This window comes from Halalkalibacter oceani (assembly GCF_023715705.1).
Taxonomy (GTDB): Bacteria; Bacillota; Bacilli; order Bacillales; family Bacillaceae_D; genus Halalkalibacter; species Halalkalibacter oceani_A.
Genome location: NZ_JAMBOS010000003.1, coordinates 55,671 through 74,508 on the forward strand (window position 1 = coordinate 55,671; position 18,838 = coordinate 74,508).

Consider the following 18,838-nt stretch of genomic DNA (forward strand, 5'->3'; position numbering starts at 1 on the left):
GTGTATGGGGAGATGTCATAAAAAGGTTTTCACCTTTTTTGACATCTCCTCTTTGTTTTAGCAGCTGGCAAAACGGGTACTCAACCTGCAAAGCGTGCTAAAGGAGGAAAAGTGATGAGTAACAAACGGAACAAAAAAGATGAACAGCTGGAGCAGTTTCGCGTTGAAGATGAAGGCAAAAAGCTGACGACGAATCAGGGGTTGAAAGTGGCTGAAGACGAATTCTCTCTGAAAGCGGGAGAACGGGGACCGACATTAATGGAGGACTTTCATTTCCGTGAAAAGATGACACACTTCGACCATGAGCGCATTCCGGAGCGGATCGTACACGCCCGCGGCTTTGCGGCTCACGGGGAGTTTCAAGTATATGAATCAATGAAAAAATATACGAAAGCGAAATTCCTGCAGGACCCAGCAGTGAAGACACCGGTTTTCGTCCGGTTTTCGACCGTTGCCGGTTCCAAGGGCTCTGCGGAAACGGTCCGTGACGCGCGCGGCTTTGCGACAAAATTTTATACCGAGGAAGGAAATTATGATTTAGTCGGAAATAACATTCCGGTTTTCTTCATCCAGGATGCGATGAAGTTTCCTGATTTGATTCACGCCGTGAAGCCGGAGCCGCATAACGAGATGCCGCAGGCCGCTTCGGCGCATGATACCTTTTGGGATTTCGTCGCCAACAATCAGGAGTCGGCGCATATGGTGATGTGGGCGATGTCGGACCGCGCCATTCCGCGCAGTTTTCGGATGATGGAAGGCTTCGGTGTCCACACCTTCCGTTTTGTGAACGAGGAGGGCGAGGCGTTTTTTGTGAAGTTCCATTGGAAGCCGGTACTCGGTACGCATTCGCTTGTCTGGGATGAAGCTCAAAAAATTTCAGGGAAGGACCCGGATTTTCACCGCCGTGATTTATGGGAGTCGATTGAAAATGGCGATTACCCGGAATATGAGCTGGGCGTCCAAATTGTCGAGGAAAAGGACGAATTCTCTTTCGACTTCGACATTCTTGATCCAACGAAGATCTGGCCGGAAGAGGACATCCCCGTCAAAATCATCGGCAAGCTGACATTGAACCGCAACGTTGATAATGTCTTTGCGGAAACGGAGCAGGTCGCCTTCCATCCAGGCCATGTCGTGCCAGGCATTGATTTCACAAATGATCCGCTGTTGCAGGGACGATTATTTTCCTATACGGATACGCAGCTTATCCGGTTAGGTGGGCCGAATTTCCATGAGCTGCCGATCAACCGCCCGGTCTGTCCGTTCCATAATAATCAGCGTGATGGCTATGGCCGACAGACGATCAACAAGGGACAGGTCAGCTACCATAAAAATTCTCTCGCCGGGAACACGCCGGCGCCGGCAAGCGAGGAAGAGGGTGGCTATGTTCACTATCAGGAAAAGATAGATGGGCGCAAAATCCGGGCGCGCAGCGAAAGCTTTAAGGATCATTTCTCACAGGCGACGTTATTTTGGAACAGCATGAGCGAGCCGGAGAAGCAGCATATTATTGAGGCGTTCAGCTTTGAGCTTGGAAAAGTGAAGAGCAAATCGATCCAGCGGCAGGTCGTCGAGATGTTTGCCAATGTCAGCCTTGATCTGGCAAAAGGCTTTGCCGCCGCGATTGGAGTCGAAGCTCCGCAAGGCGGAGGCTCCTCTGTCACGAAGTCATCACCGGCTTTAAGCCAGGAGAACACGAGAAAAAAGGTCGATACACGTAAAGTCGGCGTCATTATTAATGATGGCTTTAATGGCCAGGCAGTAACGGCTGTGCTTGACCGCTTAAAGCAGGCGGGTGCGAAGCCGGAGATTGTCAGTGACCGGCTTGGAAAGAAAACAGGCTCGGACGGCAGTGAGCTGGAAGTGGATCATACATTCTTGACCGGGGAGTCGCTAATGTTCGATGCACTTTATCTGGTCGGAGGTGACAAGGTCGACCGCTCGTTTATTAAGGACGCCTTGTATTTCCTCCATGAAGCGTATGATCACTTTAAGCCGATCGGCGCGACCCATCAGGGAACGATGTGGGTGAAAGAAGCCGGAATGGAGAATAGTCCGGGCGTCATCTCCGCTGATCAGAATATCGAGACGTTTATTACGCAGTTTCTTGAAGCAATCGCGGCTCACCGGCATTGGAATCGTCAGGTGAAATAAGTCCGGAAGAGGCTGGGCAAAAGGTACAAAACTACCTTTATCCCGGCCTCTTCATTTTGTCTGTCATCCCCTTTGCAACAGTATGATATCGTAATAGAAAGGGGAGGGATAATCTTGAAAATCCTTTTAAAGCTAGTTTGTATGCTGCTGCCCGTCGCCCTTATCTTTGGTTGTGGGTCATCGAATACATTCGAGGGCACGATTGTAGTGAAGCATGAGAATCGTATTTCAGTTGAAAATGAACAGCAGGAACGGTTTTCCTTTCATATCGGCCCAGACGCCGTGATCCGCAACAACCGGCAAGTGGTGGAGATTGATTCTCTCGCGGAAGGAATGAAAGTAAAGGTTACGCACTCCGAAAACGTGAACGCTTCCAATCCACCGGGTGCGTCAGCCCTTAAAATTGAAATAAAGCAATAGCAGTTCTTTGGCCTATCTCACTCGGGTGAGATAGCTTTTTTTGTTACACGGCAAGATTATGGTACCGTTAAAGAAAAAAAGGCGGGATGGTGTTGAGGGCTCTTTTGTTATCTGATGTTTTTCATACTGCTTTCGGTTGCGGGCACAAATACATTCGAGGGTACGATTGTAGAGAAGCAGGAGGAGCGTATTTTAGTTGAAAATGAACAACAACAGAAACGGTTTTCCTTTTATTGTGGCCCAGACGCCGTGATCCGCAGCAATTAGCAAGTGGTGGAGGCTGATTCTCTTGCCGAAGGAATGAAGGTCGCTGTTAAACATTCCGACAATGTAGAAACCTCTGACCCTCCAAGAGCGTCGACAATTAAAATTACGGGACGGATTAACGTACATGTTCGAATCATGCATAATTTTGTCACGAAAAATGGCTTACTTTTTCTCTCCAGATCAACTATACTTAAACTAGAGAATAGATCTGGCTCAATTCGGAATCCATTCTTTGTTCAAATTCTCGAAGAGAGTAGGTCGTCTATGAATAACCAAAAAAAAGCGAAAGAAAATCTTAGAAAGAATATCGTACCGTTTGAAAAATCAAATACGAAAGCTAGCGTATTGCAATTGATAAATACAATGGTGCCCTTTGTGGTACTGTGGTTTTTGGCTTACTTATCCCTCTCCGTTTCCTACTGGCTCACATTGGCGATCGCCATCCCGACAGCAGGCTTACTTGTCAGAATTTTTATTATCTTCCATGATTGTTGTCACCAGTCCTTTTTTTCCAACCGTAAAGCAAATACGATTGTCGGAACGATCACCGGTATTTTGACGTTCACCCCGTTCCACCAATGGCGTTATACTCATAATGTTCACCATGCGACGAACGGAAAGCTCGATAATCGCGGTGTGGGGGATGTCTGGACGATGACGGTGGAGGAATATGTAGCGGCTTCCCGTTTGAAGAAGCTGATGTACCGCCTTTATCGCAATCCTGTTTGCATGTTTGGCATCGGACCATTTTATATTTTCCTGATTGATTACCGGTTCAACCGTTCGGGCGCGCGTATGAAAGAACGTCTTAACACGTATTTGACGAATGGTGGCATTGCCGCGCTCATTGTTGGACTGTCCTTTTTGATCGGCTGGCAGCAATTTTTGCTCGTGCACGGTCCCATCTTTTTCTTTTCGGCTGCTGCCGGCATTTGGTTATTTTATGTCCAGCATCAGTTTGAAGATTCCTATTTTGAACGCAATGACAAATGGGATTATATTAGAGCGGCTGTGCACGGAAGCTCCTATTACGAACTGCCGCACGTCCTCCGCTGGATGACGGGCAATATTGGCTACCACCATGTGCATCATCTTAGCCCAAAGCTGCCAAACTATCATTTGCAAAAGGTGCATACGGCCATTCCCGATTTGCAAAAGGTGACGACGATTAATTTGCTGACGAGTCTTAGATCATTGCATCACCGTTTGTGGGATGAAGAGAACCGAACATTTGTCAGCTTTGGTGAATTAAAAAGACGAGAGCGGGCAAGGAAAAAGGCGAGCTGATCTGACTTTTTGAGAGAAAGTCAAGGAAGCCTGAGAAAAGAGCTGATGCCTTCGTTCTCAGGCTTTTTTTCATTTTGCGAGGGGAGCAATCTTGCCGAAGGAGGATGCCTTATGGAAGGAAAACGGTTATTTTTTGATTCGGTGTTCACATCTTTGTTAGTGAGTGTCATTGTTGCAATTTCGGTTAAGGTCATTATGGCCTATGAATGGAAGCGCAGCCCGATAGGATTCGATTTTGAATGGCTGATTGTTTTTACCGCATTTGCCGTCTGCTTCTTCGGCCTCTCAGTGTTCGCCGCGCCTCTGTACTATTGTATTAGAAAATTACCGCTCCGCCCTTTTTTAAAGATCGCCATTTTTAATAGTATTGGCATTCTGTTTGTTTCGGTCAGCTTTTTGAATGCGAAAATGATCGGCGACGTCATTTTCCTGTCCTTTTTAGCTGCTATCCCTTTGTTTACGCTAATGTCCGAATGGGTGAGTCGCTTTCAGCAATTGAATCATGTGCCGGAGTGAGCTATCCGGTCAGGCTTAAAACAGGAGCATGAGAACAATTTCTCTGCTCCTGTTTTTAATAGGCTTTGAAACCCGCTTCGGGATGAACTTATAAAACCAAGCGCAGACTCCGCATACTGACTTCGAGCTTAAGAAAAAAGATAAAAGCAAACCTTTTTTCTCAAGCTCTATAAAACCCGTTTGAAGAATGCCTTTACCGGGTCGAGTAGCTTGAAAGGTTCGTGCTTTACTCCCGGCACCTCAACATATTCGACCTCGATCGAGTGAGCTTGATAGTTGTCTCGTAAGGCTTTCAGGCGTTCGATGCGGGTGTCGCCAATCTGGCTCGTATCCAGTGTTGCTGGCGCGTTGGAGAGCGGCTTGGCGACACCGTGATCTTCACTGCCGACAACGAGCTGCACCGGTACTTTCGTTAATTGGGCGAGATCAATCGGCTGACCGAAGCGCTCTTCGAAATCCTGAATGCCGGCATACCACCGCTTTGACTCGTCGAGGTATGTAAGGCGGCCGGGTGCGCCGATTGAAAGACCGAGCAGTTTATCGGGGTGGAGGTAGTAGAAACGGTGAACGAACTGGCCGCCGCCGGAGAAGCCGTGGAGGAGAAATTTATCCTTGGCGATCGTATATTTGGAAGCGATTTCATCAATCATCGCCAACAGTACATGGTCGAAGCGGATGTCATGAAAGGCGATGAATTTATAATTGTCGGTATCGTCCGGTTCAATGATGCCGGATGGAAAGAGCGGCGCTAAAATGATCGTATCTGTTTCTTCGGCGAAGTCTTTAAAAGAGCCTCTGAATTTTTGCGCGGCGCGTTCATCGCCGTGAACGATGACAGCCAACGAATAGGTGGTGCCTTCATCACGCTTTGGGATATAGGCATAGTAGGAAAAACGCTGGTCATATTGACAGGCAAAAAGACTAACAGAGCCATACTTGTTACTGTAGACAGGTGTCGTTTGATTACTCATTGAAAAGTCCCCTTCACTTTAGCGATTTTGGAAAAAATAAGTGCCTCACCACTTATTTTATCACTATCCGTAAAGGGGGTGAGTGTCTTTTATCGATTATGAGTTGCTAATGTGCTGAAAAAAGCTATCCATGTGCGCTTTCAACAGGCACAGGTCACGGCTTAACCAGCGGGCATGAAAGCCGAGCGGATCAAGCGAGGTCACCGCAAAGCGGCAATCTCGATCAACGGGACAAGCCTCCTGAAGTGTGGCTGCTGCTTCGTCAAAGTCCGGGGAAACGAACCAGGCGCTCCCGTAGTAATAGTCATCGAGCATGCCTATCTGCGGTTCGGCGTCCGGTTGGAAGCGAAGCCGGTCGTAGGCGATCTGCCGGCCTTCGTAAACAACCGACAGCTTTGAATCGAGTGACTCATACTGAAAGCTTTCAGCGTGCTCGAGCCGCCCAGGCGACATAATCTCAGCAAAATAGCAGGTGGAGCTGGAATCAAGCGCGATCTCGATCGTTTGTACGAATCGTGAGCCGGCAAATGGGATCGTCGTTTCCGGATGCCAGTAGAGGCTGCTGTTTCCCCTGATATCAAAGCTCAGGCTTTGTTTGCTCACTTCTCCGGCAAGCCGGGCCGGGTAAATTTTCGTTGAAGACTGCTGGATCAGATGAACCTTGGCGCCAGCGGAGGCCGAGATCGTCATCCGGTTCTCATCGCCACTCGCAATACCGCCTGATGTGTCGACCAAATAAACAGTTGCCGCCCCGTCATCATCACGGTAAAGAGCGCGGCCCGCTTTGAGTGGCGGCAGCTGGTAGCAGCTCATCATTCTCGTTTTGCCGCGATGGTGGGTGAAGCTCAGGTCAAGCCGACCTTGCAGCGTCTGAAAGGCGGCAGTGGCAGTGCTCATGTATTGGCCGGCTCCTCGGCAAAGTCCTCAAGCAGCAGCTGAGACTGGATCCATCGAATGATCTCATCAATGCCGATATCCTTTTTTTGATTGGCGAATACGAAGGGCCGCTCGCCTCTCGCCCGGCTCGTATCTGATTTCATCAAGTCGAGGTCGACATCGACGTAAGGCGCCAGATCGATTTTGTTAATGACAAGCAAATCGGAGCGGGTGACGCCAGGCCCGCCTTTACGCGGGATGTCCTGACCTTCGGCGACGTCGATCACATAAATAAAACCGTCGACGAGCTCGGGGCTGAAGGTTGCGGATAAATTATCGCCGCCGCTTTCGACAAAAATGATATCAAGGTCGGAAAAGCGCTGCTTTAATTCATGGATCGCCTCAAAATTCATCGAAGCGTCTTCTCTAATCGCGGTATGAGGGCAGCCGCCGGTTTCAACGCCGATAATGCGGTCAGCTTCAAGCACCCCATGTGTCGTTAAAAATTGGGCATCCTCTTTCGTGTAAATATCATTCGTAATAACGGCCAGCTCGTATGTCTCATGCAGCTTGCGGGTTAGCCGTTCGACCAGCGATGTTTTTCCTGAGCCGACCGGACCGCCGATTCCAATTCGTACAGGCTTCATCCTATCATCTCCTTTTTAAAATCGCCCTATGGCGTTTTTTTTGATAAAAAATTGGGTACTAAGCTCCGTCCGTTACGTTCTTTATGAAAGAACCCTGCTTTCAGTAGCTTTTTTGTAACGGCTCCGCACAGTGCTTCTAAGAAAAAGTCGCCTGTGGCGCTTTTCTTAGGAAATAAATAAGCGTGAGAATAAAAATTCATGCTCCATTGAGGCGAGTTCAATGCCGATGGCCTGGTTGGAGACGTCGTCAAGTGTGCGCGCCAATACTTGGGTCGTGACCTGTTCACAATCGGGCAAAATCGCCTGGATTGCCTGAACACCGGTTGTTTGCCCAAGAGGGACGGCACGGACAGCATTATGGATCAGGTTGGCGACCGAGGAGTAAAGAAAGCTGCAAATGGTTACTGCTAACGGCATTCCTTCGGTATACGCATAGAGCGCATAAGAGAGCGCGTGATGTCCATAGGTCCGTTTTTCCTTAATGTCCGTTCTCCATTGTGGAAGCAGGGGAGAAGAGGAGAGGGGGCAGACCGTTTCAAGAAACTGACGCCCCATTTTGGTGCTGCCGACCCGGGATTCCTTTGCCAGCTTTTGCGCATGACAGAACGAGTCAAGCTCGTAAAGAGTTGTTAGCCCGGGGGCAGCGGCAAGGCTTTGCCATGCTTCCTTCACAAAGATCGCATCACCTGAGCCGAGATTGCCATGAAGGTAGCTGCGGCAATACGTGAGCAGCGTCTCTTTGTCGTGGATCTTCCCTTGCTGAATATAGGTTTCCATCCCAAAGGAATGGGTGTATGATCCGATCGGAAAAGCGGAATCATGAATGTGCATGAGCTGCAGAAGCTGATTCATCTGCATCGTGATGGTGGTGTCCTTTGTATTTGAAAGGCTCGTTAAATCGTCTCTCTGCTTCGACATAGGCTACCCCCGTTTCACGAAAGATCACTTCAAGTGTCCGGTCGTAGCGGACGATTATCTCATCGTCTTCGATAATGCAGGGAGTGTGGCGGTTGCCAAGCTCAAAGGCGACCTTTCCCATCTCGGCGATCGTGGCAGGCTTAATGACGTAAGCCGGCTCGAGCTTCGTCCGGACGGCGATCGTCGAAGCATTGTCGTGGAAGAGCACGTCGCCATAACGCAGGCCCTGCTCGTCGAGGACGATCGCCACCTCGCGGCCAGTTGTGGTCGTTTTGCGCAGGATACGCTTGTTCAGTTCCTCCCAGTCGAGCTCAATCCATTCGACCTTCTCACTGTCATGCTGTATACCTTCAAGGTTGCCAATCACTTTTGTCATTCGCATCGTTGCTTGCCTCCTCGATAAAATTAAAATAAGAAATAGCGCTGAGCCATGGCGACTGTTTCAAACGGCTCGCACGTAACCAGTTTGCCATCAACCTTCACCTCATACGTTTCCGGATTGACATCGATTTGCGGTGTCGCGTCGTTCAGCTTCATGTCCGCTTTTGTCAGGGTGCGGCAGCCGTGGGCGACAGCGATTGTCTTTTGCAGTCCCAGCTGTTTATGGACTCCCTGATCGTAGGCTGCCTGTGACAGGAATGTCAGACTCGTCGTCTGGACAGCTTTGCCGAAGCTGGCGAACATCGGCCGCTGCATCACCGGCTGCGGCGTCGGAATCGAAGCGTTCGGATCTCCCATCTGGGCATGGGCAATCATGCCGCCTTTAAGCGTCAGTTCAGGCTTGACACCAAAGAAGCGCGGGTCCCACAGGACAAGGTCGGCGAGCTTGCCGACTTCAACAGAGCCGACTTCGTGAGCGATGCCATGCGTTATCGCCGGATTGATCGTGTATTTTGCGATATAGCGCTTAATCCGGAAATTATCGTGATCATAAGGGGCGTCCTCTTCAAGTGGTCCAAACTGTTTTTTCATCTTATCCGCCGTCTGCCACGTTCTCAGAACGACCTCGCCGACTCGGCCCATCGCCTGGGAGTCGGAGGACACCATACTAATAATCCCAAGGTCGTGAAACACATCCTCGGCTGCGATCGTTTCCGGCCGAATGCGCGAATCGGCAAAAGCGACATCCTCGGGGACGCGCGGATCAAGATGGTGACACACCATCAGCATATCAAGGTGCTCATCGATTGTATTGACCGTAAACGGCCGCGTTGGATTCGTTGAGGACGGCAGGATATTGGCCAGACCGGCGATTTTAATAATATCAGGAGCATGTCCGCCACCGGCTCCTTCGGTATGATAGGTGTGAATCACCCGCTCTCCGATTGCCGCCACGGTTTCCTCCAAAAAGCCTGCTTCATTTAATGTATCGGTATGGATGGCGACCTGGACGTCCATCTCGTCGGCAACATCGAGGCAGGTGCGGATCGTCGCCGGCGTCGTTCCCCAATCCTCGTGAAGCTTCAGGCCGATTGCTCCGGCCGCAATTTGCTCGCGCAACGGATCATGGGTGGCGCTGTTGCCTTTGCCGAGAAAGCCGATGTTGACCGGAAAGGCTTCCGCAGCTTCGAGCATCCGGTGGAGATTCCAGCTGCCGGGTGTGCAGGTCGTTGCCTTTGTGCCGGTTGCCGGGCCTGTGCCGCCGCCAAGCATCGTCGTTACCCCCGAGGAAATCGCTGTCTCGATTTGCTGTGGGCTAATGAAATGGATATGAGCGTCAATCCCGCCGGCTGTGACGATCAACCCCTCTGCGGCAATCGCTTCGGTGCTGGCGCCGACGATCATATTGTCAGCGACGCCGTCCATCACAGTCGGATTTCCACCCTTGCCGATGCCGACGATCCGGCCATCCTTGATCCCGATATCTGCCTTGATAATCCCGGTATAGTCGACGATGGTCGCGTTTGTAATGATCAGGTCAAGCACGCCGTCATCGCGGGAATGGATGCCGCTTTGTCCCATGCCGTCACGCAGTACTTTTCCGCCGCCGAATTTACATTCATCGCCATAAACGGTAAAGTCCTGCTCGACCTCAAGCCAAAGCTCTGTATCAGCGAGCCTGACTTTGTCACCGGTTGTCGGACCGTATAGGCTTGCGTATTGTGAGCGTGTCAGCTTCAAGTTTGTTCGCCTCCTTGACGGGCAAATGCCTCAACCTTTTTTAAAAAGGCTGTTTCTTCTGTTGTGAGACTTCCTTCTGTTAATTGATTTAAGCCATAAATCGCCTTTGAACCGCCGAACTCAACGAGCTCAATGATTTTTTCCTCGCCGGGTTCAAAGCGGACGGCCGTACCCGCGGCGATATCGAGTCGCATGCCATAAGCGGCTTTGCGGTCAAAGACGAGCTCGCGATTGACCTCGGCAAAATGATAGTGCGAGCCAATTTGGACGGGACGGTCCCCGCTGTTGGCAACCCGTAATGTGATCGTTTTTCTTCCTTTATTTATTTCGATCGAACCTTTCCCGGTCCGGATTTCTCCTGGTATCACGACAATCCCTCCTATGGTATGAGCTGAAACAAAAGGGGCGGTTTTTCCCTCTCAGCCTCGACTTTGGTCCCGGCCGCTATTGGATCGGGTCATGAATCGTCACAAGCTTTGTTCCGTCGGGGAAGGTAGCCTCGACCTGGATATGGTCCAGCATTTCCGGGATTCCTTCCATGACATCGTCTGCGGTTAGCACATGCTTCCCTTCCTTCATTAATGTAGCAACCGATTTCCCTTCTCTTGCTCCTTCAAGAATAAAGCAGCTCAGGATAGCGGCGGCTTCCGGGTAGTTCAGCTTCAGCCCTTTTTCCTTGCGCTGCTTTGCCAGCTCGCCTGCCATAAATAGAAACAGCTTCTCTTTTTCGATTGGGTTAAGGATCATCTATGTTTCACCTCACATCTTATGTAAGCTTTTGCAGCTGAATATCCAAAAGTCATACATGAACTGTACCTTGTAAAAAAACCGGCTGCAATATTGTTGTCAAATAATCTGACATGGAAGTTGGATAGTAAAATTGACATTCATTTGTTAGATTTTTATTCCGTTTGTGAGGAAATGTCCTTGTCAGCTTTTCTGACATAAAAGCTGTACTTGAGTTAGAAACTTGGTATTATCGGAATTGTTCGAAAAAGAAATAATTGGGAGGTCAAACATGTTACGGAAAAAGAAGTGGTTAGCTGGAGTGCTAGGGTTGACAATGCTTGCCTTAACGGCTTGCGGCGGAGGCGCTGATGAGCCGACGACAGGAACAGAGGGCGGCGCGGCACCGGATGCAGGTGAAGGAGAAGAGGTTGAAATTGATGAAAGTGAACAAATCGCTGTAGGAATCCTTCATTCTTTAAGTGGAACAATGGCGATGAGTGAAACCTCCGTCCGAGATGCCGAGCTGTTGGCCATTGAGGAAATTAACGAAGCTGGCGGCGTGTTGGGAAAAGAACTCGTCCCGATTATTGAAGATGGTGCTTCCGAGCCTAATATTTTCTCTGAACGAGCGACGAAGCTGCAGCAGCAGGACGGGGTCGATGTCATCTTTGGTGGATGGACATCAGCGAGCCGAAAAGCGATGCTGCCGGTCGTAGAGGACAACAACGGACTGCTTTTCTACCCGGTTCAATATGAAGGAATGGAAGCTTCCCCGAATATTTTCTATGCAGGAGCTGCACCGAACCAGCAAATTGTGCCCGCGGTGGACTGGCTGCTTGAAAATGAAGGGACAGAGTTTTTCCTCTTAGGCTCTGACTATGTGTTCCCACGCCTGGCGAACCAAATTATTAAAGCACAGCTTGAAGAGAATGGTGCAACATTAGTTGACGAGCAGTATACGCCGCTCGGTCATACTGATTACAATACGATTATTTCCCGGATTCGCGAATCTAAGCCACAGGTTATCTTCAACACATTAAATGGTGACAGTAATGTAGCCTTCTTCAAGCAGCTGTCAGATGCAGGAATTACAGCTGATGATGTGACGATTCTTTCTGTCAGTGTGGCTGAAGAGGAAATCCGCGGTATTGGTGCCGACGTTCTGGAAGGTCATTATGCAAGCTGGAATTATTATCAAACTACAGATACACCAGAAAATGAAACATTTGTCGCGAAATATAAGGAAGCATACGGCGAAGACCGGGTGACAGGTGATCCGATTGAGGCCGGTTATTTCATGGTTCATTTATGGGCCCAGGCTGTAGAAGCGGCCGGCACGACTGACGTTGACGCAGTCCGAGAAGCGGCGGCCGGCATTGAATTTAATGCGCCTGGTGGACCTGTTGCGATCGATGGCGATAATCAGCACGTTTACAAGACGGTGCGGATCGGTCAAATCGGAGCAGATGGTCAATTTACGGAGGTGTGGAATTCAGGAGAGCCGGTTAAACCAGATCCTTATTTAGAAGGTTATGACTGGGCGAGTGAAATCAGCAGCACATTGGCTCAATAGCCGATACACCACGTAAGCAATGCAGCAGCTGTCTGTTCTAGGGGCAGCTGTGCGCTATGCTGATTCTGATTGATGAAAAAAAGGATGTGATTGACGTTGGAAGCATTACTTATCCAGGCATTTAATGGGATCAGCTTAGGATCGATTCTGTTGCTGATCGCCCTCGGTTTGGCAATAACATTTGGATTAATGAAAGTAATCAATATGGCACATGGGGAACTGATTATGATTGGAGCTTATACGACCTATGTGGTTCAGTCGATCTTTACGCAATACATTCCTGCGCATTTATTCGATCTTTATTTCGTGTTGGCCATTCCCATCGCTTTTATTGTTGCAGCATTAATCGGAATGTTATTAGAATATACGATCATTCGTCATCTCTATGGCCGGCCGCTAGACAGTTTACTGGCGACATTTGGTGTTGGTCTCATTCTTCAGCAAACAGCCCGGTCTATTTTTGGGGCGCCGAATGTCGGCGTCGAGGCACCGTCGTTTCTTAGAGGCGGAGTGGAAGTCATGTCCGTGACATTGCCGGTTTCACGTCTGTTTATTATCGCGCTCGTTCTCGTCTGTTTTGCGATTTTGTCGTTCTATCTTTATAAAACGAACAATGGCCGAAAGATTCGGGCGGTGATGCAAAACCGGCAAATGGCGATGTGTGTCGGGATTTCGACGCGGCGCGTGGATGCGACGACCTTTGCGATCGGCGCCGGTATCGCCGGTATTGCTGGTGCCGCGCTAACGCTAATTGGTCCGATCGGACCGACAATTGGTACGTTCTATATCGTTGATGCCTTTATGGTCGTTGTCGTCGGCGGTGTCGGGATGCTTGTCGGAACGGTGGCCGGCGCAATGGGGATCGGTGTCTTCAATACAGTATTTGAATACTGGACAAATGCTTCAATGGGCAAGGTGCTCATTTTCGCTTTAATTGTCCTATTCCTGCAATGGCGCCCGTCGGGTATGTTTTCGTTGCGGACCCGTTCCCTCGATTAAGCGGGGGAGACGGGGATGGGGCCTGCTGAGGATGTGGAAGCTTACGACCTGTCAGCAGGATTGATAGAAGGGAGAACAACATATTATGAAGTTTTCAATTGCCAATTATTTGATCAGCCGAAAGTGGCTGTTTCTGATCTTGACGATTATTTTAATCATATTGCCATTTTTTCTGTCAGATTTTCGCGTGAACCTGTTAGGCCGCTATTTGGCGTTTGCGATTCTTGTCATCGGACTTGATTTATTATGGGGCTATATGGGCGTGCTCAGCCTCGGACACGGGATTTTCTTCGGACTGGGCGCCTACATTATGGCGATCTATTTGACGATGGAAACATCGAACGGCGTGCCTGACTTTATGATGTGGAACGGCATTACCGAGCTTCCCTGGTTCTGGGCCGTGCTGCAAAATCCGGCCGTTGCGATTCTTGCCGCTATTTTTATACCGATGATAGTGGCGACGGTCCTCGGGTTCTTTACGTTCCGCAATCGGATTCAGGACGTCTATTTTACCATTTTGACACAGGCTCTAGTGATGGTTACCGTGACGCTGATTATTAGTCAGCAGGATGTAACGGGCGGAACAAACGGGTTAACAGGCTTCTCGACGATTTTTGGCTATTCGCTGTCCAATCCGGCAACGCAAAAAGCGCTTTATTATATTACGCTTGCCTGCCTCGTCATCGTCTTTCTCATCTGCACCCGTCTCGTGAACAGCCGTTTTGGAAAGGCGTTAATCGCCATCCGTGACGGGGAAAACCGTCTGCGCTTCTCCGGCTATGATACGTCGATGTTCAAGGTGCTTGTTTTCTCCATCTCAGCCGGGATTGCCGGTTTGGCCGGCATGCTGTTCGTCACGCAAGTCGGCATCATTTCACCGACGATGATTGGGATTATTCCTTCGATTGAAATGATATTATGGGTGGCGATCGGTGGCCGGGGTACGCTTGTCGGTCCGGTCATTGGAGCGGTTTTAACAAACAGTGCCAAGACGTTTTTCAGTGAGTCGTACCCCGATATTTGGCTTTATTTCCTTGGTGCTGTGTTTGTGATTGTCGTCATTTTCTTACCTGGTGGCCTGATGAGCTTACTGGACAAATTAAAAAGGAGAGGAAATGCAAATGAAAAACGAACAGTCAACAAAGAAAGCAAAGAAGCGGACTATCCTGCAAGCTGAGCATACATCGGTCGCCTTTGGCGGATTTTATGCGATTAACGATTTTTCGATTGAAATTATGGAAGGGGAACTTCACTTTCTGATCGGTCCGAACGGCGCCGGTAAAACAACCTTTCTTGACGTCGTCTGTGGAAAAACAAAGCAAAGCGAGGGGACGCTGACGTTTAAAGAAAAGCATGATCTGACAAAGTTGAAGGAATTTGAAATTGTCCGCAAAGGGATCGGGCGTAAATTCCAGGCTCCGTCCGTGTTTCCGAATTTAACTGTCTGGGAAAATCTCGAGCTTTCGATGAAGCAGGATAAACGGCTATTCAGCATTTTAAAGGCGAAGTCGACAAAGGAGGAGAGGGCGCAAATTACGGAAATGCTCGAGCTGATTGGTTTGCTTCCTCATCAAGACGAAATGGCGAGACTGCTCTCCCACGGTCAGAAGCAATGGCTGGAAATCGGGATGGTAATGATGCAGAAGCCTGATCTGCTAATGCTCGATGAACCGATTGCCGGCATGACGGAAGAAGAGGAAGAGAAGACCGGTGAATTGCTGCTGAAATTAAGGGAGCAGTGCGCGATCATTGTCGTCGAGCATGATATGGAATTTGTCCGTAAATATTCGGAAAAGGTGACAGTGATGCATGAAGGACGGCTGCTCTGTGACGGACCGATGGAAACCGTCCAGACAAATGAGCGCGTAATGGAAGTATATCTCGGACGTAAGGGTGAGGCGAAGGATGTTGCAACTACAACAGCTTGAAGTAGCTTATGATGATAGTGTCGTCATTCGTGACGTATCGCTTGAGATCAAGCAGGGTCAGGTCGTTTGTCTGATGGGGCGAAATGGCGTTGGAAAAACGACAATTATTAAGACGATTATGGGCGTGCTGGCGAATCGAAAAGGAACGATCACGTATAAAGGCGAGGATGTCACAAGCAAGAATCCGACCTACCGGGCGAAAAAGGGCTTCGGCTTTGTTCCGCAGGGCCGGGAAATCTTCTCCAATCTGACGGTTTATGAAAATATCTTATTAGGGCTTGAGGCAAGAAGCGATAAGAAGCGGACGATTGATGAAACGATCTATCAGTATTTTCCTGTATTAAAGGAAATGAAGGACCGCCCCGGCGGCGACCTGAGCGGCGGGCAGCAGCAGCAGCTTGCTTTTGCGAGAGCGCTTGTGTCCGAGCCGGAACTGCTGTTGCTTGATGAGCCGACAGAAGGAATCCAGCCGAATATCGTCGAGGATATTCAAAACGTTATTAAGGACATTAAGCAGAACCAAAAGGAAACCTCAATCCTACTTGTTGAGCAAAGCTTCGATTTCGCCAAGAGTGTCGCCGATTATTTCTATATCGTCGACAAAGGAAGAATCGTTTACGAAGGTGCGGAGCTGATTGAAGAAGAGGTCAGCCGGCTGCTCAGTGTATAAGAAAAAAAGCAGGGAGGACTCGAACGGTGATTGCTCATCGCCGTCGGGCTCACCTGCTTTTTCTTATAGCAAAAGATCAGAAAGTAGTTTTCGCGGTGATTCGCATTGTAAGAGCCGAAGACAAAACTAGCTTCAGACCTAGTGACAATGGCTTCACAACGAGACCCCTGAAAAATGTCCTTTTTCGTAGTTCGACGAAAATGCTGCTAAAAAAGGGAAAATCGTCCTTTTTTAGCCCCTTATACTTCAAGCAATTCCGCGACAATTTCGTAGGAACGCAGGCGGTCCTGCTGATCATAAATTTGTGAATTAATGATCATTTCATCAGCCTTCGTTTCAGCAAGGAATTGCTCAAGCTTCTCCTTGATCGTCTCTTTCGTGCCGACAAGGGTCGTGCGGGAGTCGAGCGATTGTGATAAGCTGGCGAGCTCATAGCTGCTGACAACCTCCTCCAGGTTCTTGACCGGTGGCTTTAGAGGTGTCGGAGCACCGCGGCGCAAGCTCAGGAACTGCTGTTGCTGCGAGGTGGCAAGAAACTGGGCTTTCTCCTCTGTATCGGCGGCAATCACATTAACGCCGACCATCGCATAAGGCTTCTTTAAAATCTCCGAAGGCTTAAAGTTATCACGATAGAGCCGAAGTGCAGGCAACGTGTACTCGGCGGCAAAGTGACTGGCAAAGGCGAAAGGCAAGCCTTTATGGGCAGCGAGCTGGGCACTGAAGCCGCTGGAGCCTAACAGCCAAATCGGGATTTCGGCTCCCTCGCCGGGAAAGGCGCGGACACGGGCTGACTCTCCACCGGCAAAATAGCCTTCCAATTCCTCAACAAGCTCAGGAAAATCCTCGCCCCGGCTCTGCAACGTACGGCGCAGCGCATATGCTGTCGCCTGATCGCTTCCTGGTGCCCGACCGAGTCCAAGATCAATCCGGCCCGGATACATCGCTTCAAGCGTGCCGAACTGCTCAGCGATCATTAAGGGCGCATGGTTTGGCAGCATAATGCCGCCAGAGCCGACGCGAATATGCTTCGTCGCCCCGGCGATATGACCAATCACGACCGAAGTGGCCGAGCTGGCAATACCCGGCATATTATGATGCTCCGCAAGCCAATAGCGGTGAAAGCCCCATTTCTCTGTATGCTGGGCCAGCTCAACGCTGTTTTTAAAAGACTGACTCGCGTCGCTGCCTTCCGTAATCGGAGCAAGATCCAACACGGATAACGGTATATTATGAAAATGTTTAGGGGTAAATGAGGTCAAGGTCTTTCCCTCCTTAGAAATACATCCTTCCATAAAAATGATACGGCTTTTCTTTTGCAGCGTCCAATTAAACGGCTTGGATCAAATAAAGCCCTCTTGTAGCTTGCCCTGTATAAAGAGATTTTACCGGGGAGGTTTGGCTCTTGAATAGAAGGAAACGAATTGAGGATGGGCTCATAAAAAATATAGAGTGTGAACTATGGAAGGGAACTGCTTGTAAGTGGAAAGGAAGGGGGGGCGAGCCCCCAAAAAATAATAGAGCGGATGCCGAGTTGAATTCTGTGAAGAGCAGGGTTTTAGTGGGTACCACATGATTTCCGCACAATTAATGAGGTCGGAAGCTGAATGTGACGGTTATATTGAGGATTGCTCATTTTGTTTAATAAAGCATCAAAAGCGGTTTTCCCAATGGTATCCGGCGGCAAATTAACATTTGTTATCGGCGGCTCAATAATTTCCGAAGCCTCGAAGTCACCAAATCCAATTAGTGATACGTCATCGGGCCACCTCAGTGATAAGTTTTTTAAAGCTGAAATCGCTCCAATTGTCATCAGGTCACTTTGAATGAATAAAGCGGTTACGTCAGGCTGCCCTTTTAATAATCGTTCAGTTGCTCTCATTCCACCCTCGACAGTTCCGAAACCCTGATCCAAGTAATCCTCCCTGTAAGGGATACCGGCCAACTTCAAAGCTTCTTTGTAGCCGTTAAGACGGTCAATGGTAGTGGTGACATTTGGAAAATTATAGACAACCCCTATATGCTTGTGACCGTGAGACAGTAGATGATTTGTTGCATCAAAACCGGCTTGATAGTCGTCGGCTGTAACCCGGGGAATCGTCTCTAAATCAGGGTCGTAGCGGTTCACCAACACAATCGGAAATTGTTTGTCAATTAATGGTTGAAGATAATCAATATTATTTGACGTTGGTGATAAGATTAAGCCATCGACCATTTGTGAGGAGGTTAGAAGCTGAATAGACTCCTGCTCATAGTCGGCCTGTTCGTTTGTATCGATAAAAAGTAATCTATATCCATACTCTCGTGCTCGCTGACCAACAGCCTTCGTGATGTTCGTGATATAAGAATCTGGAAAACTTGAAACGATTAAAGCGGCTGTTTTTGTATTTTTCTGGCGCAGATTTTGAGCAGAAGAATTAGGCACGTAATTATATTTTTTAATCACATCCATGATTTTTTTGTAAGTTTCCTCTGAGGTAGGTTTTGTTCCATTAATGACTCGAGAGACTGTAGCTACTGAAACATTTGCTTCCTTTGCAATATCTTTCATTGTGACCTTCATATTCTTAACTCCTTATGGGTAATCGTTTTCAAAAAATGCTATAAAAACAATGTAAAAAAAGCATAAGCTTAATTCTTGTATATAAGTATATTCTAACACAAGTTTTGATTAAAGTGGAAAATAAAGCATAATAACAAGTGTTTTTTTAAATAAAAAAATTATCTAAAAATTCTTGACTTTATAAAAACGGAGGATTATTATT

The 18,838-nt window shown here is 48.7% G+C and carries 19 protein-coding genes; 9 read left to right on the forward strand and 10 right to left on the reverse strand.

Features of this window, described 5'->3' with window-relative positions:
* Positions 1-114: 114 nt before the first annotated feature.
* The 4 genes from M3212_RS03875 to M3212_RS03890 all read left to right on the forward strand — a co-directional run bounded on the left by M3212_RS03875 (position 115) and on the right by M3212_RS03890 (position 4,644).
* On the forward strand, positions 115-2,154 hold the full coding sequence (locus M3212_RS03875; protein ID WP_251192638.1) for a catalase: 2,040 nt from the start codon (positions 115-117) through the stop codon (positions 2,152-2,154).
* Between the two features lie 114 nt (positions 2,155-2,268).
* Positions 2,269-2,574 (forward strand): DUF3221 domain-containing protein, encoded by a 306-nt coding sequence (locus M3212_RS03880; RefSeq protein WP_251192639.1) that lies wholly within the window; start codon positions 2,269-2,271, stop codon positions 2,572-2,574.
* A gap of 531 nt (positions 2,575-3,105) precedes the next feature.
* Positions 3,106-4,128, forward strand: coding sequence for a fatty acid desaturase (locus M3212_RS03885; RefSeq protein WP_251192640.1), 1,023 nt, complete (start codon positions 3,106-3,108; stop codon positions 4,126-4,128).
* A gap of 111 nt (positions 4,129-4,239) precedes the next feature.
* Positions 4,240-4,644, forward strand: coding sequence for a hypothetical protein (locus M3212_RS03890; protein ID WP_251192641.1), 405 nt, complete (start codon positions 4,240-4,242; stop codon positions 4,642-4,644).
* Between the two features lie 167 nt (positions 4,645-4,811).
* Here the strand turns inward: M3212_RS03890 and M3212_RS03895 are convergent, their stop codons facing one another.
* From M3212_RS03895 to ureA, 8 genes are all read right to left on the reverse strand, one after another.
* The gene (locus M3212_RS03895) at positions 4,812-5,615 is read right to left on the reverse strand and encodes an alpha/beta hydrolase family protein (RefSeq protein ID WP_251192642.1); all 804 of its coding nucleotides are present in this window, start codon (positions 5,613-5,615) and stop codon (positions 4,812-4,814) included.
* A gap of 96 nt (positions 5,616-5,711) precedes the next feature.
* The gene (locus M3212_RS03900) at positions 5,712-6,512 is read right to left on the reverse strand and encodes an urease accessory protein UreD (RefSeq protein ID WP_251192643.1); all 801 of its coding nucleotides are present in this window, start codon (positions 6,510-6,512) and stop codon (positions 5,712-5,714) included.
* On the reverse strand, positions 6,509-7,138 hold the full coding sequence (gene ureG / locus M3212_RS03905; RefSeq protein WP_251192644.1) for an urease accessory protein UreG: 630 nt from the start codon (positions 7,136-7,138) through the stop codon (positions 6,509-6,511). The genes M3212_RS03900 and ureG overlap by 4 nt, the downstream gene beginning before the upstream one ends.
* A 165-nt stretch (positions 7,139-7,303) precedes the next feature.
* Entirely contained in the window at positions 7,304-8,056 is a 753-nt protein-coding gene (locus M3212_RS03910; protein WP_251192645.1) for an urease accessory protein UreF, read from the reverse strand.
* Positions 7,956-8,438: an urease accessory protein UreE gene (locus tag M3212_RS03915; RefSeq protein WP_251192646.1), complete on the reverse strand. Its 483-nt coding sequence runs from the start codon at positions 8,436-8,438 to the stop codon at positions 7,956-7,958. The genes M3212_RS03910 and M3212_RS03915 overlap by 101 nt, the downstream gene beginning before the upstream one ends.
* Before the next feature lie 23 nt (positions 8,439-8,461).
* Complete coding sequence (gene ureC / locus M3212_RS03920) at positions 8,462-10,177, reverse strand: urease subunit alpha (protein ID WP_251192647.1); 1,716 nt, start codon at positions 10,175-10,177, stop codon at positions 8,462-8,464.
* Complete coding sequence (locus M3212_RS03925) at positions 10,174-10,545, reverse strand: urease subunit beta (RefSeq protein ID WP_251192648.1); 372 nt, start codon at positions 10,543-10,545, stop codon at positions 10,174-10,176. The genes ureC and M3212_RS03925 overlap by 4 nt, the downstream gene beginning before the upstream one ends.
* A gap of 76 nt (positions 10,546-10,621) precedes the next feature.
* Positions 10,622-10,924 (reverse strand): urease subunit gamma, encoded by a 303-nt coding sequence (gene ureA / locus M3212_RS03930; RefSeq protein WP_251192649.1) that lies wholly within the window; start codon positions 10,922-10,924, stop codon positions 10,622-10,624.
* Between the two features lie 271 nt (positions 10,925-11,195).
* Here ureA and urtA point away from each other — a divergent pair, with 271 nt between their 5' ends.
* The 5 genes from urtA to urtE all read left to right on the forward strand — a co-directional run bounded on the left by urtA (position 11,196) and on the right by urtE (position 16,076).
* Entirely contained in the window at positions 11,196-12,479 is a 1,284-nt protein-coding gene (gene urtA / locus M3212_RS03935) for an urea ABC transporter substrate-binding protein (RefSeq protein WP_251192650.1), read from the forward strand.
* 96 nt (positions 12,480-12,575) lie between these two features.
* On the forward strand, positions 12,576-13,478 hold the full coding sequence (gene urtB, locus M3212_RS03940; protein ID WP_251192651.1) for an urea ABC transporter permease subunit UrtB: 903 nt from the start codon (positions 12,576-12,578) through the stop codon (positions 13,476-13,478).
* Between the two features lie 85 nt (positions 13,479-13,563).
* A complete protein-coding gene (urtC, locus tag M3212_RS03945; RefSeq protein ID WP_251192652.1) occupies positions 13,564-14,655 on the forward strand; it encodes an urea ABC transporter permease subunit UrtC in 1,092 nt (363 codons plus the stop codon).
* Complete coding sequence (urtD, locus tag M3212_RS03950; RefSeq protein WP_434084032.1) at positions 14,600-15,406, forward strand: urea ABC transporter ATP-binding protein UrtD; 807 nt, start codon at positions 14,600-14,602, stop codon at positions 15,404-15,406. The genes urtC and urtD overlap by 56 nt, the downstream gene beginning before the upstream one ends.
* Positions 15,384-16,076 carry an urea ABC transporter ATP-binding subunit UrtE gene (urtE, locus tag M3212_RS03955; protein WP_251192654.1) on the forward strand — a complete coding sequence of 231 codons (693 nt, stop codon included), beginning with the start codon at positions 15,384-15,386 and terminating at the stop codon, positions 16,074-16,076. Before urtD ends, urtE begins: the two co-directional genes overlap by 23 nt.
* Positions 16,077-16,315: 239 nt before the next feature.
* Here the strand turns inward: urtE and M3212_RS03960 are convergent, their stop codons facing one another.
* Positions 16,316-17,335 (reverse strand): LLM class flavin-dependent oxidoreductase, encoded by a 1,020-nt coding sequence (locus M3212_RS03960; RefSeq protein ID WP_251192655.1) that lies wholly within the window; start codon positions 17,333-17,335, stop codon positions 16,316-16,318.
* Positions 17,336-17,631: 296 nt separating this feature from the next.
* On the reverse strand, positions 17,632-18,636 hold the full coding sequence (locus tag M3212_RS03965; RefSeq protein ID WP_251192656.1) for a LacI family DNA-binding transcriptional regulator: 1,005 nt from the start codon (positions 18,634-18,636) through the stop codon (positions 17,632-17,634).
* Between the last annotated feature and the right edge of the window lie 202 nt (positions 18,637-18,838).